At 72.5% G+C, this 14,900-nt stretch carries 12 protein-coding genes; 8 read left to right on the forward strand and 4 right to left on the reverse strand.

All coding sequences use genetic code 11. From position 1 onward, the window contains the following. Window positions 1-12 precede the first annotated feature (12 nt). Window positions 13-1,932, reverse strand: coding sequence for an acetyl/propionyl/methylcrotonyl-CoA carboxylase subunit alpha (locus VT52_RS25935; RefSeq protein ID WP_046419542.1), 1,920 nt, complete (start codon window positions 1,930-1,932; stop codon window positions 13-15). Between the two features lie 11 nt (window positions 1,933-1,943). Beyond that, the gene (locus VT52_RS25940) at window positions 1,944-3,560 is read right to left on the reverse strand and encodes a carboxyl transferase domain-containing protein (RefSeq protein ID WP_046419540.1); all 1,617 of its coding nucleotides are present in this window, start codon (window positions 3,558-3,560) and stop codon (window positions 1,944-1,946) included. A gap of 97 nt (window positions 3,561-3,657) precedes the next feature. Between VT52_RS25940 and VT52_RS25945 the strand changes: the two genes are divergently transcribed. The 4 genes from VT52_RS25945 to VT52_RS38165 all read left to right on the forward strand — a co-directional run bounded on the left by VT52_RS25945 (window position 3,658) and on the right by VT52_RS38165 (window position 7,185). Beyond that, window positions 3,658-4,254, forward strand: a complete 597-nt coding sequence (locus VT52_RS25945; protein ID WP_046419537.1) for an SACE_7040 family transcriptional regulator — start codon at window positions 3,658-3,660, stop codon at window positions 4,252-4,254. A gap of 191 nt (window positions 4,255-4,445) precedes the next feature. Then, window positions 4,446-5,603: an acyl-CoA dehydrogenase family protein gene (locus VT52_RS25950; protein ID WP_046419597.1), complete on the forward strand. Its 1,158-nt coding sequence runs from the start codon at window positions 4,446-4,448 to the stop codon at window positions 5,601-5,603. Window positions 5,604-5,636: 33 nt separating this feature from the next. Next, the gene (gene tesB, locus VT52_RS25955; RefSeq protein ID WP_046419535.1) at window positions 5,637-6,503 is read left to right on the forward strand and encodes an acyl-CoA thioesterase II; all 867 of its coding nucleotides are present in this window, start codon (window positions 5,637-5,639) and stop codon (window positions 6,501-6,503) included. 490 nt (window positions 6,504-6,993) lie between these two features. Then, on the forward strand, window positions 6,994-7,185 hold the full coding sequence (locus VT52_RS38165) for a hypothetical protein (RefSeq protein WP_046419532.1): 192 nt from the start codon (window positions 6,994-6,996) through the stop codon (window positions 7,183-7,185). Between the two features lie 130 nt (window positions 7,186-7,315). Here VT52_RS38165 and VT52_RS25965 read toward each other — a convergent pair whose 3' ends face one another. Next, window positions 7,316-8,107: a phosphatase gene (locus VT52_RS25965; protein ID WP_046419530.1), complete on the reverse strand. Its 792-nt coding sequence runs from the start codon at window positions 8,105-8,107 to the stop codon at window positions 7,316-7,318. Window positions 8,108-8,196: 89 nt separating this feature from the next. After that, window positions 8,197-9,732, reverse strand: a complete 1,536-nt coding sequence (locus VT52_RS25970) for a PucR family transcriptional regulator (RefSeq protein ID WP_107481448.1) — start codon at window positions 9,730-9,732, stop codon at window positions 8,197-8,199. 147 nt (window positions 9,733-9,879) lie between these two features. Between VT52_RS25970 and speB the strand changes: the two genes are divergently transcribed. The 4 genes from speB to VT52_RS25990 all read left to right on the forward strand — a co-directional run bounded on the left by speB (window position 9,880) and on the right by VT52_RS25990 (window position 14,867). Then, the gene (gene speB, locus VT52_RS25975) at window positions 9,880-10,851 is read left to right on the forward strand and encodes an agmatinase (protein WP_046419527.1); all 972 of its coding nucleotides are present in this window, start codon (window positions 9,880-9,882) and stop codon (window positions 10,849-10,851) included. 5 nt (window positions 10,852-10,856) lie between these two features. Continuing rightward, complete coding sequence (locus VT52_RS25980) at window positions 10,857-12,563, forward strand: thiamine pyrophosphate-binding protein (RefSeq protein WP_046419524.1); 1,707 nt, start codon at window positions 10,857-10,859, stop codon at window positions 12,561-12,563. 273 nt (window positions 12,564-12,836) lie between these two features. Then, complete coding sequence (locus tag VT52_RS25985; RefSeq protein WP_046419522.1) at window positions 12,837-13,757, forward strand: serine hydrolase; 921 nt, start codon at window positions 12,837-12,839, stop codon at window positions 13,755-13,757. A 72-nt stretch (window positions 13,758-13,829) separates the two neighbouring features. Beyond that, complete coding sequence (locus VT52_RS25990) at window positions 13,830-14,867, forward strand: esterase-like activity of phytase family protein (protein ID WP_046419519.1); 1,038 nt, start codon at window positions 13,830-13,832, stop codon at window positions 14,865-14,867. The last annotated feature ends 33 nt before the right edge of the window (window positions 14,868-14,900 follow it).

Consider the following 14,900-nt stretch of genomic DNA (forward strand, 5'->3'; position numbering starts at 1 on the left):
GCCGCTCGGCGCTCACTCCGTCTCCTCCTTCGGCGCGATGACGGCCAGCACCTGGTCCATGGCGACCGTGGTGCCCGGCGTGACGTCCAGCTCGGCGACGGTGCCCGCGTGCGGGGCGGAGATGACGTGCTCCATCTTCATCGCCTCCACCACCAGCAGGCTCTGCCCGGCGGCCACCTCGTCCCCGACGGCGACCTTGACGACGGTCACCGTGCCGGGCATCGGCGCGGTCAGCGAGTCGGCGCCCGCGTGCCCCGCCTGGGACAGCGAGTCGGCCACCGGGTCGTGGTCGCGCACCTGCCAGGCGTCGCCGTCCCGGCCGAGCCAGTCACCGGCACGGCGGAAGGTGTGCCGCAGGCCGTCGAGGGTGACGGTCACCGTGTCGCCGGTGACGGTGGCGGTGCCGCGCGGGGTGTAGGTCACCGGGTCCGGGGCCCGCAGGTGGAAGGCGAGCGGCTTCGGGGTGCCGCCGAGCCGCCAGCCACTCGGCACCGAGAAGGGGTCCACCCAGCCGGCGCCGTCACCGCGGGGCTTCAGCTCCTCCAGCCGTACGGCCGCCGCCGCCTCGTACACCTCCTCCGGGACGTCCGTGCTGACCAGGTCGTCCACGACCCGCCCCACCAGGCCGGTGTCCAGCTCGCCCGCCACCACGTCCGGATGGGCGAGGAGCCGGCGCAGGAAGCCCGCGTTCGTCTGCACGCCCAGCGTGGCCGTCGCGGCGAGCGCGGACCGGAGCCTGCGCAGCGCGGTCGCGCGGTCGGGGCCGTACGCGATCACCTTGGAGAGCATCGGGTCGTACAGGCTGCCGACCTCGGTGCCTTCGCTCAGCCCGGAGTCGGTGCGCACGCCGTCGCCCTGCGGCTCGTCCAGCAGCAGGACCGTGCCACCGGAGGGCAGGAAGCCGCGGGCCGGGTCCTCGGCGCAGACGCGCGCCTCGACCGCGTGCCCGGTCAGCGTCACCTCGGCCTGGGTGAAGCCCAGCGACTCGCCCGCGGCCACCCGCAGCTGCCACTCGACCAGGTCCAGGCCGGTCACCAGCTCGGTGACGGGGTGCTCCACCTGGAGACGGGTGTTCATCTCCATGAAGTAGTACTGGGAGGGGTCGCCGCCCGGCACGATGAACTCCACCGTGCCCGCGCCCCGGTAGCCGCAGGAGCGGGCCGCCTGGACGGCCGCCTCGCCCATCGCCGCGCGCGTGGCCTCGTCCAGGAGGACGCTCGGCGCCTCCTCGATGATCTTCTGGTGGCGCCGCTGGAGCGAACACTCGCGCTCGCCGAGGTGCACCACATTGCCGTGGCCGTCGGCCAGCACCTGGATCTCGATGTGCCGGGGGCGGTCGACCCACCGCTCCACCAGCAGGGTGTCGTCGCCGAAGGAGGCACGGGCCTCGCGGCGGGCGGCGGCGATCTCCTCGTCCAGGACGGAGAGGTCCCGCACCAGGCGCATGCCCTTGCCGCCGCCGCCGGCAGACGGCTTCAGCAGCACCGGCGCACCCAGCTTGCGCGCGGCTTCGGCGAGTTCGGGGTCGCGGCCACCGGGGACCACCGGCACGCCGGCGGCCTCCACCGTCTCCTTCGCCCGGATCTTGTCGCCCATCAGCGCGATGGCGTCGGCCGAGGGGCCGATGAAGACCAGGCCCGCCTCCTCGCAGGCACGCGCGAAGGCGGCGTTCTCGGCGAGGAAGCCGTAGCCGGGGTGGACGGCCTGCGCACCCGTGCGGGTGGCGGCCTCCAGCAGCCGTTCCACCGACAGATAGCTCTCCGCCGCGGGCGCCGGACCGATCCGTACCGCCGTGTCGGCCTCCCGGACGTGCCGCGCTCCCGCGTCGGCGTCGGAGAAGACCGCCACCGAGCGCACGCCCAGCTCGCGGAGCGTACGGATGACCCGTACCGCGATCTCGCCCCGGTTGGCGACCAGCACTGTGTCGAACACGGTTCCCCTCCTCACATCCGGAAGACGCCGAACTGGGGCTCTCCCAGTGGCGCGTTGGCGCAGGCCGTCAGGGCGAGTCCGAGCACCTGACGGGTCTCCATCGGGTCGATCACGCCGTCGTCCCACAGCCGGGCGGTCGCGTAGTAGGCGTTGCCCTGGGTCTCGTACTGCGCGCGGACCGGCGCCTTGAACGCCTCCTCGTCCTCGGCGGACCATGTCTCGCCGCGGCCCTCCAGCTGGTCGCGCTTGACCGTGGCGAGCACGCTGGCGGCCTGCTCGCCGCCCATGACGGAGATCTTGGCGTTGGGCCACATCCACAGGAAGCGGGGGGAGTAGGCCCGGCCGCACATCGAGTAGTTGCCCGCGCCGTACGAACCGCCGACGACGACCGTCAGCTTGGGCACCCGGGTACAGGCCACCGCGGTCACCATCTTGGCGCCGTGCTTGGCGATGCCGCCCGCCTCGTAGTCCTTGCCCACCATGAAGCCGGAGATGTTCTGCAGGAACACCAGCGGGATGCCGCGCTGGTCGCACAGCTCGATGAAGTGCGCGCCCTTCTGGGCCGACTCGGCGAAGAGGATGCCGTTGTTGGCGACGATCCCCACCGGGTGGCCGTGGACGCGCGCGAAGCCGGTGATGAGCGTCTGGCCGTACTCGCTCTTGAACTCGGCGAACCGGGAGCCGTCGACCACGCGCGCGATGATCTCGCGGACGTCGTACGGCGTGCGCGAGTCGACCGGCACCGCGCCGTACAGCCCGGCCGGGTCCACCTTCGGCTCCACGGCCGCGGTGACCTCCCAGGGCGGCGACTGCCGGGCCGGGAGGGTGGCGACGATGTTCCGGACGATGCGCAGGGCGTGCGCGTCGTCCTCCGCGAGGTGGTCGGTGACGCCGGAGATCCGGGAGTGGACCTCGCCGCCGCCCAGCTCCTCCGCCGTGACCACCTCGCCGGTGGCCGCCTTCACCAGCGGGGGGCCGCCCAGGAAGATGGTGCCCTGGTTGCGGACGATGACCGCCTCGTCGCTCATCGCCGGGACGTACGCGCCGCCCGCCGTGCACGAGCCGAGGACGGCCGCGATCTGCGGGATGCCCGCGCCGGACATCCGGGCCTGGTTGTAGAAGATCCGCCCGAAGTGCTCGCGGTCCGGGAAGACCTCGTCCTGCATCGGCAGGAAGGCGCCGCCGGAGTCGACCAGGTAGACGCAGGGCAGCCGGCTGTCGAGGGCCACCTCCTGGGCGCGCAGGTGCTTCTTCACGGTCATCGGGTAGTACGTGCCGCCCTTGACGGTCGCGTCGTTGGCGACGATCACGCACTCGCGTCCGCTGACCCGGCCGATCCCGGCGATCACGCCGGCGGCCGGCGCCTGCCCGTCGTACAGCCCGTCGGCCGCGAGCGGGGCCAGCTCCAGGAACGGTGAGCCCGGATCGAGGAGTGTGTCGACCCGGTCCCTCGGCAGCAGCTTGCCGCGCGCGGTGTGCCGCTCCCGCGCCCGCTCCCCGCCGCCGAGCGCCGCCGCGGCGAGCTTGCCGCGCAGCTCCTCGGCCAGCGCGAGATGGGCCTGTTCATTGGCCCGCCAGGCCTCCGACGCGGGCTCGGCCGCGCTCCGGAGCTCCGGTGCCTCCTGCATCCTGCGGTCCCCTCACCCGGTGCTCGAACCGGTTAATGAGCGTTAACCATTTCCTTCAGGTTAACGACCGCTAACCTCGCTGTCTAGAATCGTCTTCATGGCCAGAACCGACGCCCCCACCCGCCGCGAGCAGATCCTCAAGGAGGCCGCCCGCCTCTTCGCCGAGCGCGGGTTCCACGGCGTCGGCGTGGACGAGATAGGAGCGGCCGTCGGCATCAGCGGCCCCGGCCTCTACCGGCACTTCCCCGGCAAGGACGCGATGCTCGCCGAGCTGCTGGTGGGTATCAGCGGCCAGCTGCTCACCGGGGCCAGGCGGCGGCTCGCCGAGGCCGACGGGGACGCCCGCACCGCCGCGGTACTGGACTCGCTGATCGAGGGCCACATCGACTTCGCCCTGGACGACCGGCCGCTGATCACCCTGCACGACCGTGAGCTGGACCGGCTGCGCGACAGCGACCGCAAGCTCGTGCGCCAGCTCCAGCGGCAGTACGTCGAGCTGTGGGTGGGCGTGGTCCGCGAGGTCTACCCGGCGCTGACCGAGCCCACCGCCCGCTCCGCCGTCCACTCGGTCTTCGGCCTGCTCAATTCCACGCCCCACCTGGGCCGCGCGGGCACGCTCCCGGGCCGGGGGGCGACGGCGGAGCTGCTGCACCGGATGGCGCGGGGCGCCTTCGAGGCCGCCGGCGCCGCGTAGCGCGTCCCGAGCCGCCCGCCCCGCGCCGCGCCGCTCGCCCCGCGCCGCCCGCCCCGCTTTCCCGCCGCGGCGTGACGAGCGTTACGACCGCCCGCCCCTGGACGCCTTCCCTACCCGCCGGTACGCTCGGATGAGCAAGCGCTTAGACATGCCCTGTTCCGGCATGCCCGAGGTACGTGGAGGTGGGCGGCGTGCGCCGTACGGTGTTCAACGAGGATCACGAGGCGTTCCGGGAGACCCTGCGCGCCTTCATCGAGGCCGAGGTCGTACCGGTGTACGACGAGTGGTTCGCGGCGGGCCAGGCGCCCCGCGACTTCTACTACAAGCTCGGCGAGCTGGGCATCTTCGGCATCAACGTCCCCGAGGAGTTCGGCGGCGCGGGCCTGGACAGCCACAAGTTCGAGGCCGTGCTCTACGAGGAGACCGCCCGCGCCGGCGTCCAGTTCGGCGGCTCCGGCGTGCACGTGCTGCTCGCCCTGCCGTACATCAAGATGCTGGCCACCGACGAGCAGAAGAAGCGCTACCTGCCGAAGTTCGTCTCCGGCGAGGAGATGTGGGCCATCGCGATGACGGAGCCGGGCACCGGTTCCGACCTCGCGGGCATGAAGTCCACCGCCAAGCTCAGCGAGGACGGCACCCACTACGTCCTCAACGGCGCCAAGACCTTCATCACCGGCGGCGTCCACGCCGACCGCGTGATCGTGTGCGCCCGTACCGCCGCGCCCACCGCCGAGGACCGCCGTCACGGCATCTCCCTGTTCGCGGTGGACACCAAGTCCGAGGGCTACTCCGTCGGCCGCAAGCTGGACAAGCTCGGCCTGAAGACCTCCGACACCGCCGAACTGGCCTTCGTGGACGTCAAGGTCCCCGTCGAGGACCTGCTGGGCGAGGAGAACAAGGGCTTCTACTACCTCGGCCACAACCTGGCCTCCGAGCGCTGGGGCATCGCGTTCGGCGCCTACGCGCAGGCCAAGGCCGCCGTCCGGTTCGCCAAGCAGTACGTGCAGGAGCGCACCGTCTTCGGCAAGCCGGTCGCCCACTTCCAGAACACCAAGTTCGAGCTGGCCGCCTGCCAGGCCGAGGTGGACGCCGCCGAGGCCGTCGCCGACCGGGCCACCGAGGCCCTGGACGCCGGCGAGCTGACCCCCGCCGAGGCCGCCTCCGCCAAGCTGTTCTGCACCGAGGTCGCGCACCGCGTCATCGACCGCTGCCTCCAGCTGCACGGCGGTTACGGGTACATGAACGAGTACCCGATCGCCCGCCTGTACGCGGACAACCGCGTCAACCGCATCTACGGTGGCACCAGCGAGATCATGAAGACGATCATCGCCAAGGACATGGGCCTGTAAGGTCCCCCGATCACTGGCCGGTACGAACTCCTCATGAGCCAGGCACTCCAGGACCTCCTCGATCTGCTCGACCTCGAGCAGATCGAGGAGGACATCTTCCGCGGCCAGTCCCGCTCCGCCGTCGTCCCCCGCGTCTTCGGCGGGCAGGTGGCGGCCCAGGCGCTGGTCGCCGCCGGGCGCACGGTCCCCGCGGACCGTCCCGCCCACTCCCTGCACGCGTACTTCCTGCGCCCCGGCGACCCCGGCGCGCCGATCGTCTACACCGTCGACCGCATCCGCGACGGCAAGTCCTTCACCACCCGCCGCGTGGTCGCCGTCCAGCACGGCAAGCCGATCTTCCACCTCTCGGCGTCCTTCCAGACGTACGAGGAGGGTCTCGAACACCAGGCGCCGATGCCGTCGGCGCCCGATCCGGCGACCCTGCCGACCTCCCACGAGCGGCTGCGCGGCTACGGCCACCTCGCGCCCGACGTGGTGGAACGCTTCCTGGAGGCACGCGAGGCGGTCGACCTCAGATACGTGGACGAGCCGCCGTACGGCCGCTACGGCGAGCCGCGCGAGCCGCACAGCCAGGTGTGGTTCCGCACCAACGGCAAACTGGACGACGATCCGCTGCTGCACGTCGTCCTCGCCACCTACGTCTCCGACATGACCCTGCTCGACTCCGTGCTGCTCGCGCACGGCCGCGGCGGCTGGGCGGTCGGCGACGTGGTGGGCGCGTCCCTGGACCACGCGATGTGGTTCCACCGCCCCTTCCGCGCCGACGAATGGCTGCTGTACGACCAGGAGTCGCCGTCCGCGCACGGCGGCCGCGGCCTCGGCCAGGCCCGCATATACACCCAGGACGGGCGGCTCGCCATCACCGTCATCCAGGAGGGCGTCGTCCGCGTCCCGCGCTGACCGGCGCTGGACAGTTCTCCCGAAGGTGCCAAGTGGCGTGTGCGGTACTACGCTCAGAGAGTGAAGGCCGCGAGTGCACGGCATGAGCGGCCGGCGAGGTCCGGGAAGATCTCGGACCTCAGCCGCGGTACCTGATGACGCGCCAGCGCCCGGGTGGACCGCAGGCGCCGGTCGTACCGACGTGCCGTACCCGATCCCGCGGTGACATCCGAAGACCGTGCCGCGCCCCTCGTGTGCGGCGGCGGCCATCCACCTCGCGTCCTCCTGAGAGGGAAGCCGCGAGAGACGATGGAACGGAAGGTATCTGCTATGCGAGCACAACGCACGAGGCGCATCTTCGCCCTGTCCGCCGCCGGCATGATGCTGGCCGGTGGAGCCGCACTCGGCGCCGCGGGCACCGCCTCGGCGACCACGTACAACCACCACGACAACCATGGCTCCTACAGCAGGGACTGCGGCGGCGGCTGGTGGAACTGGAACGACGGCTGCGGTGGCCACGGTCGCGGCGACCACGGACGTGGTGGATACGACCACGGTGGACGTGGCGGATATGGATACGGCCACGGCGGATACGGCGGAGACCACGGCGGACGTGGTGGCGGCTACGGTGGCGGTCACGGTGGCGGAGGCCACGGTGGTGGCGGTCACGGTGGCGGAGGCCATGGCGGTCGCTGAGCCGTAACCCGATCGAACACCATGTGCGGTCCCGTCCGCGGGGCCGCACATCCTTGTGTCCGGGGCCGGTTGAGCCACCGTCGTCTTACCGGTGTCTTGTCGTCTTACCGGTGCCTTACGGATGCCTTGCGGCCGTCTTACCGTTCCAGGCCCGCCGCGGCCAGCAGATACGCGGTCATCGGGTCGTAGTGGCGCGGGCTGACCACGTGGTCGTCCAGCGGCACGGCGACCTGGAGGACGCCCTCGGACTCGGCGAGGAACAGCGCGGGGTCGTTGCAGTCGGCGTAGCCGACCGAGTCCAGGCCGTGCTGCGCGGCGTACCCGGCCCAGCCGTGGTCGGCGACCACCAGGTCCGGCAGCGGCCGCCCGGCCTGTTCGAGTCCGCCGAGGACGGCCCGCATGGGCTCCCCGGAGTGCGTGTGCCACAGCGTCGCCCCGTGCTCCAGGACGGCCACGTCCGCGAACTGCATGACGTACCCCTCGTCCGTCCGGAGCCCGTCGGGGATGACGACGATCTCGCAGCCGGCGGTGCGCAGCGCGGCGGCGGTGGCCCGGTGCACATCCAGCAGCCCGCCCGGGTGGCCGGTCGCGAACAGTACCCGCTCGCGCCCCTCGGCCGCCTTGCGCACCCGCGCCGCGAGCCGGTCGAGGCCGTCCACGGTCAGTTCCGGGTCGATGGTGTCCTGGCCGTACCGGTACTCCGGATCGTCGTTGACCCCCACCCGCTCGGCCATCACCGCGAGCACGTCCTGCTCGTCCGCCCAGCGCTCGCCCAGTTCCAGACCGAGCCAGAAGTTGCGGTCGCCGTTGGCCAGCTTGCGGTAGTGGGAGAGGTTGTTCTCGCGGGGTGTGGCGACGTCCCCCGCGATACGGGTCCTCACCAGGTGGTCGAGGAGCTGGGCGCGGCTGGGTGTCCCGGATATCGGCATGGCATCCATTGTGGGGCAGCCCGGTGCGGGCATCCCAGGGGTTTCGCCCGCTGGGACGGGCGTCACCCTCGCCCGAGCGGCACCCGGCATCAGGAGTGCCGCAGCGCGAACCACAGGTCCATGCGTACGTCCGGGTCGTCCAGGTCGGCGCCGAGCAGCAGGGCGCCGCGGGCGACGCGCTGCCGCACGGTGTTGCGGTGTACCCCCAGGGCCACCGCGGTGCGGTCCCAACTGCCGTGCAGGGAGAGCCAGGTGCGCAGGGTCTCCAGGAGGGCGGGCCGCGCGGCGAGCGGCGCGAGCAGGGCACGGGCGTGGGCCCGCGCCTCCGCCTCGGGCACCAGCTCGGACAGTCCGGGACGGTCGCCGTGCCGGACCAGCGGGACGCGGGTGGCGCGGGCGCGGGCCAGGGCGCGGGCCGCCTGGGTGTCGGCGGTCCGCCATCCGCCGGGTTCCGCGGGCGCGCTGACCCCGAGCGTCCAGCCGGGCACCGGGGCGGGTTCCCGGCCGGCGGGCACCAGGACCCGTACGACCTCCCCGTCCAGGTCGACCAGGGGCGAGCCCAGGGCGGTGCCGAGAGCGGCGGCGGCCACGGCGTCCGGTGCCTGCCGCTCTCGGCGCGCCTGTACGACGATCCGCTCGCCGTCCCCGGTGCCGTCGCCCGTGCTCTCGCCCGCGGCGAGCAGCGGTGCGACCTCCCGCGGCGCGGCCCCGAGCAGCAGCCGTACCAGCGCGGAGGAGCGGGCCGCCCCGGCCGCGCCGTGGTGCTCCCCGGTCAGCAGCGACAGCAGCACCGCGCCCACGGAGGCGATGGTGTGGTCCCCGCCCTCGCGCCGTCCGGCGGCGACCCCGAGCACGAAGCCCTCGCCGGAGCCGAGGGCGTAGGCGGCCAGATGGACGCCGTCGGCGGTGTCGGTGGCGGAGGCGGGCCTGGCGGGGCCGGCGGAGGTGGATGCCGGGCCGGCCGGGCGGACCACCGCGGCCAGGTTCCGCAGCGCCTCGGCTACGGCGGGCGCCGGATCCCGGCCCGCCGCCGCGATCCCGGTGCCGTCGGGACCGTAGAGCACCGCGTGCCCGCCGAGCCGCTGGGCGAGCCGGCGCAGCACGGACGGCACCGGGTCGGGGTGGGCCGCGGCCGCGGCGAGGCTCTGCTGGGCCTCGGTGACCCGGCGCAGCTCGGCGAGGCGGGCCTGCGCCATCAGCTGCCACACCGCGCGGGCCACGCCCGAGAAGGTGGTACCCGGCGGGACCTCCAGCAGCGGCAGCCCATGGGTGTCGCAGGCGGTGACCAGGGCGTCCGGCACCGTGTCGTGCACCGGGGCGAGCCCGAAGCCGAGGGCGGCACCGCCCGCGGCGACGACCCGGGCCACGTAGGCGTCGAAGAAGGTGTCCGGCGACGGGGCGTCGGGGATCTGGACCCCGGCCGTCAGGAGCAGTTCGCCGCCGAGGAGGTAGGGGAAGGGATCGGCCATCTCGGAGGTGTGCGCCCAGTGGATCACGACGTCCGGACCGGTGGGACCGGCGAGCTGGCGCAGCGCGAGGTCGTCGCGGGCGAGGAGCGCGGAGAGGGGGATCGGCGGGGTCGGCGGGACCGCGGCGGCCGGGGCCGTGGGGCTCGTCTCGGCCATGGTGTGCACTTCTTCCACTCCAGGTCCCTTGTATGGATAAAACGTACACTTCGTGGACGCTGTCCGGCCACCTAGTGTCGATTCCAGGAAACCGCGCCGCGAAGCCGGTCGGGACGCGGCCAGGACGCAGGAAAGAAGGCACACGCAATGAGCAGCAACGAGACGCCCCGCGGCCCCGTCGACTCCTCCCGCGTCCCCCGGTACGCGGGCCCCGCGACCTTCGCCCGGCTGCCCCGCCTGGACGAGGTCGGCACCGCCGACGTCGCCGTGGTGGGCGTGCCGTTCGACTCCGGCGTCTCCTACCGGCCCGGCGCCCGCTTCGGCGGCAACGCGATCCGCGAGGCCTCCCGGCTGCTGCGCCCCTACAACCCCGCGCAGGACGCGTCCCCCTTCGCGCTCGCGCAGGTCGCGGACGGCGGCGACATCGCGGTGAACCCGTTCGACATCAACGAGGCCGTCGAGACGGTCGAGGCCGCGGCGGACGACCTGCTGGGCACCGGCGCCCGTCTGATGACCCTGGGCGGCGACCACACCATCGCGCTGCCGCTGCTGCGCTCGGTGGCGAAGAAGCACGGCCCGGTCGCGCTGCTGCACTTCGACGCCCACCTGGACACCTGGGACACGTACTTCGGCGCCGAGTACACGCACGGCACGCCGTTCCGCCGCGCGGTGGAGGAGGGCATCCTCGACACCTCCGCCCTCTCGCACGTGGGCACGCGCGGCCCGTTGTACGGCAAGCAGGACCTCACCGACGACGAGAAGATGGGCTTCGGCATCGTCACCTCGGCGGACGTCTACCGCCGGGGCGCCGACGAGGTGGCCGACCAGCTCCGCCAGCGCATCGGCGACCGCCCGCTGTACATCTCCATCGACATCGACTGCCTCGACCCGGCGCACGCCCCCGGCACGGGCACGCCCGAGGCGGGCGGCATGACCTCGCGCGAGCTGCTGGAGATCCTGCGCGGCCTGGCGTCCTGCAACCTGGTCTCGGCGGACGTGGTGGAGGTCGCCCCGGCCTACGACCACGCCGAGATCACGTCCGTGGCGGCTTCCCACACGGCCTACGAGCTGACCACCATCATGTCCCGCCAGATCGCGGCCGCCCGGAAGGACGCGTAACCGACGTGACCCACGACCACGACCTGGTGCTCCGCCCGACCGCCGCCCAGCGGGAGGCCGCGCTGAACCCTCCCCCCGGACGCGTCGGCGGAGACCTGGTCGTGGAGACCCTGGCCGGCCTGGGCGCGACGACCGTCTTCGGCCTGCCGGGCCAGCACGCGCTCGGCATGTTCGACGCCCTGCGCAGGTCGTCTCTCCGCTACGTGGGCCTGCGGGTGGAGAACAACGCGGGCTTCGCGGCGGACGCGTACGGCCGGATCACCGGCGAGGCCGCCCCGCTGCTGCTGTCGACCGGCCCCGGCGCGCTGACCTCGCTGGCGGCGCTCCAGGAGGCGGCCTCGGCCTCCGCCCCCGTCCTCGCGATCAGCAGCCAGATCCCGACGGCGGGCCTGGGCGGCGGCCGCCACGGCTACCTCCATGAACTCCCCGACCAGGCCGCGTCGTTCCGGGGCGTGGTGAAGTCGGTCCACACGGTCCGCGCCCAGTCCCAGATCCCCTCGGCGATCGCCGCGGCCTGGAAGTCCGCGCTGACGGCCCCGCACGGCCCGGTGTGGGTGGAGATCCCGCAGGACGTGCTGGCGTCCCCGACGTCGCTGCCCGTGGTGACGGCGATGGACGCGACCCCGGACGACCTGGCCCCCCGCCCCGAACTGACCGCGGTGGCTGCGGAGTTGCTTTCTCGCGCTGCCCGCCCGGCGATCATCGCGGGCGGCGGCGTCGTACGCTCGGACGCCTCGGGCAAGCTGCGCCGGCTGGCGGAACTGCTGGACGCCCCGGTGGTGACGACGTACGGCGGCAAGGGCGCGTTCCCCTGGGAACACCCGCTGTCCCTCCAGTCCTGGCTGGAGGACCGGCACACCACGGACTTCCTGGAGGACGCCGACGTCCTGCTGGTCGTGGGCTCCGGCCTCGGCGAACTCTCCTCGAACTACCACACGTTCAGGCCGCGCGGCCGGGTCGTCCAGATCGAGGCGGACCTCGGGAAGCTGGAGTCCAACCACCCCGCTCTGGGCATCCACGCGGACGCCCGCCTGGCGCTCCAGGCGCTGCTGGAAACGGCGACGGAACGCCACGACCCGCAGGCCCCGGAGCGTGTCCGCTCCCTCCTCTCCCGCGTCTTTGACCGCCTCGCGTCCCAGGAACTCATCCTGGAACAGTCGCTGTTGACCGCCGTCCGCCGCGCGCTGCCCGCCCGCTCCCCGTCCTTCTGGGACATGACGATCCTGTCCTACTGGGCCTGGTGCGGCTTCGACCCCCGGGGCACGAACCTGATGCACTCCTCCCAGGGCTCGGGCGGCCTCGGCTACGCCTTCCCGGCGGCCCTGGGCGCGGCGGTCGCCGACCCCACCCACCCGGTCCTCGCGGTCTCCGGTGACGGCGGCGCCCTCTACTCCATCGCCGAACTGGCCACGGCCCGCCAGCACGACCTCCCCGTCACCTGGCTGATCATCGACGACGGCGGCTACGGCATCCTGCGCGAATACATGACGGACGCCTTCGGCGCGGCGACGGCGACGGACCTGACCCGCCCGGACTACGTGGCCCTGGCCGAATCCTTCGGCGTCCCGGCCGTACGGGCGACCCCGGAATCCCTGGAATCCGACCTGGCACGGGCCCTGTCGGCCCCGGGCCCCTCGGTGGTCGTACTGCCCGCGGTGTTGCGGATGTTCGCGCCGACGCACTCGGGCTCGGGCGGAGGGGTTCAGCAGTAGTCCCGCCCAGGCGGCTTCGCCGCCGCCGTCGCTTCGTCCCCCGGGCATCGGCCGCTGTGACGCGTTCCGTTCGGAACAGGATGCACAGGCCGTGGCGGTCCCAGGCGAAGGCCACCTGTTCCGCTCCTGCTTGAACGAAGCATGGCCGGTTATCGGTCAGTTGGGGCACTCAACCTGAGAACATGTGTGCAACTTCCGATCACTCCTGCGAGTCAAAAGACCGTAAGTACCCGCAAGGGGTGCGTTCGCACGTCGTTCCAGGGGGAACCCTCCATGACCCACCGCTCCAGCCGGCGCGCCAAGGCGTCGGTGGCGGCGCTCGGTGCCGCGCTGCTCATACCCACCGTCGCGGCCGCCACCCCGGCCGCTGCGACGACGCCCGTCGTGAGCTGCACGTCGGGCAAGGCCGGCCTCGCCGCCAAGCTGACCAAGGACATCACCGCGGCGCTCGCGAACCGCAAGAGCACCGTCGCCATCGGCCTGTACGACCGGGCCACCAAGACCACCTGCACCCTGCGCGGCACCACCGCGTACGACTCGGCCAGCACCGTCAAGGTCACCGTGCTCGCGACCCTGCTGTGGGACGCCAAGAAGCACAACCGGTACCTGACGAGCACCGAGGCCTCGCTCGCCACCGCCATGATCACCCAGTCGGACAACGACGCCACCAGCAAGCTGTGGAAGCAGCTGGGCATGACGAAGATCAAGGGCTTCCTGGCCGCCGCCAAGATGACCAAAACCGTGCCGGGCGCGGACGGTTACTGGGGCCTGACCCAGGAGAACGTCACCGACGAGCAGAAGCTGCTCCAGCTGGTCACCGCCAAGAACAGCGTGCTCAGCGACAACTCGCGTGCGTACATGCAGCGGTTGATGGGGAACGTCGAGTCCGACCAGCGGTGGGGTACGCCCGCCGGCGCCCCGTCCACCGTCTCCGTGCACGTCAAGAACGGCTGGCTGCAGCGCTCCACGCACGGCTGGCGCGTGCACAGCCTCGGCACCTTCAGCGGTGCCGGCCACGACTACATGATGTCCGTCCTGACCCAGGACAACAGCACCATGGACTACGGCGTCACCACCATCCAGAACGTCGCCAAGGCCATCCACAAGGACCTCGTGCCGACCACCGCCAAGACGGCACGCTACGTCCCCACCAGCAGGCCGGACGAGGCGTTCGTCGCCACGCCCGCACAGTAGCCACGGTCTTTCATCACAAAGTCAACACAATGGCTCCCGAGCGTAGTTGACCCACCGCTACGGTGATCGACCATGCGCCTGAGACATGTCATCGCCACCGTCACCGCCGGCCTGGCGGCCGCCACCACGCTGGCCGCCGCCGGGCCCGCCACGGCCCGGCCCGCCAACACACCCGCGGGCCACGCCTGTTCCGCCACCGTCTCGATCGACCGCTTCTCCGACGCGCTCGACAAGACGACGTACGACGGCACGTTCGTCGGCAACTTCTCCGCCCTCGCCGTGGACCGCGACGGATCGATCGCCGCCCTGGAGGACCGGTCCCAGCTGTTCGACCTGGACGCCAGGACGCTCCAGCCGAGGTCCGCCGTCCACCTCGCGGACGAGAACGGCGCCGACCTCGACTCCGAGGGTCTCGTCATCGACCGCGACGGCACCCGCCTCGTCACCTCCGAGGTCGAGCCCTCCGTCCGGCGCTACTCCCGTGACGGCAAGATCCTCGACCGGCTCCCCGTGCCGTCGTCCCTCCTCGTCGCCCCCGCGGGCCGTGCCACCTTCAACCAGACCTTCGAGGGGCTGACCCTGCTGCCCGGCGGCCACACCCTCCTCGCGTCCATGGAGGACCCGATCGCGGGCGACGCCGCCGACCTCGTCCGCTTCCAGACCTGGACCCGGACCCGGGGCGGCCACTTCCGGTTGGCCGCGCAGTACGCCTACCGCATCGACGCCGGTCTCGGCGTCCCCGAGGTGCAGGCCACTCCCGACGGCCGGCTGCTCGTCCTGGAGCGCGGCTTCACCGCGGGCGTCGGCAACACGGTCCGCCTCTACCTGGCCGACCCGCGCCACGCCACGGACACCAGCGGCATCGAGAACCTCACCGGGCAGCCCGGCGTCCGGCCGATCAGGAAGACGCTGCTCGCCGACATCGCCGCCTGCCCCTCCCTCGGAGCCACCGCCAGGCAGCCCCAGCCCAACCCCCTCCTCGACAACATCGAGGGCATGGCCATCACGGGCCGCGACCACACCGGCCGCCTGAAGGTCCTGCTGGTCAGCGACGACAACCAGAACCCGGTGCAGACCACGCGCTTCTACTACCTGCGGGTGCGCGTCTGACGACCCATGGTCACGGCGGGATGAAATCGGCCC

The organism is Streptomyces malaysiense, from assembly GCF_000980885.2.
GTDB lineage: Bacteria > Actinomycetota > Actinomycetes > Streptomycetales > Streptomycetaceae > Streptomyces > Streptomyces malaysiense.

Coding starts and splice junctions, on each gene's coding strand:
- VT52_RS25970 (WP_107481448.1), bottom strand. CDS start 9,732: ATGGCCGAGACGAGCCCCACGGCCCCGGCCGCCGCGGTCCCGCCGACC.
- tesB (WP_046419535.1), top strand. CDS start 5,637: ATGAGCCAGGCACTCCAGGACCTCCTCGATCTGCTCGACCTCGAGCAG.
- VT52_RS25990 (WP_046419519.1), top strand. CDS start 13,830: ATGCGCCTGAGACATGTCATCGCCACCGTCACCGCCGGCCTGGCGGCC.
- VT52_RS25945 (WP_046419537.1), top strand. CDS start 3,658: ATGGCCAGAACCGACGCCCCCACCCGCCGCGAGCAGATCCTCAAGGAG.
- VT52_RS25940 (WP_046419540.1), bottom strand. CDS start 3,560: ATGCAGGAGGCACCGGAGCTCCGGAGCGCGGCCGAGCCCGCGTCGGAG.
- VT52_RS25965 (WP_046419530.1), bottom strand. CDS start 8,107: ATGCCGATATCCGGGACACCCAGCCGCGCCCAGCTCCTCGACCACCTG.
- speB (WP_046419527.1), top strand. CDS start 9,880: ATGAGCAGCAACGAGACGCCCCGCGGCCCCGTCGACTCCTCCCGCGTC.
- VT52_RS25985 (WP_046419522.1), top strand. CDS start 12,837: ATGACCCACCGCTCCAGCCGGCGCGCCAAGGCGTCGGTGGCGGCGCTC.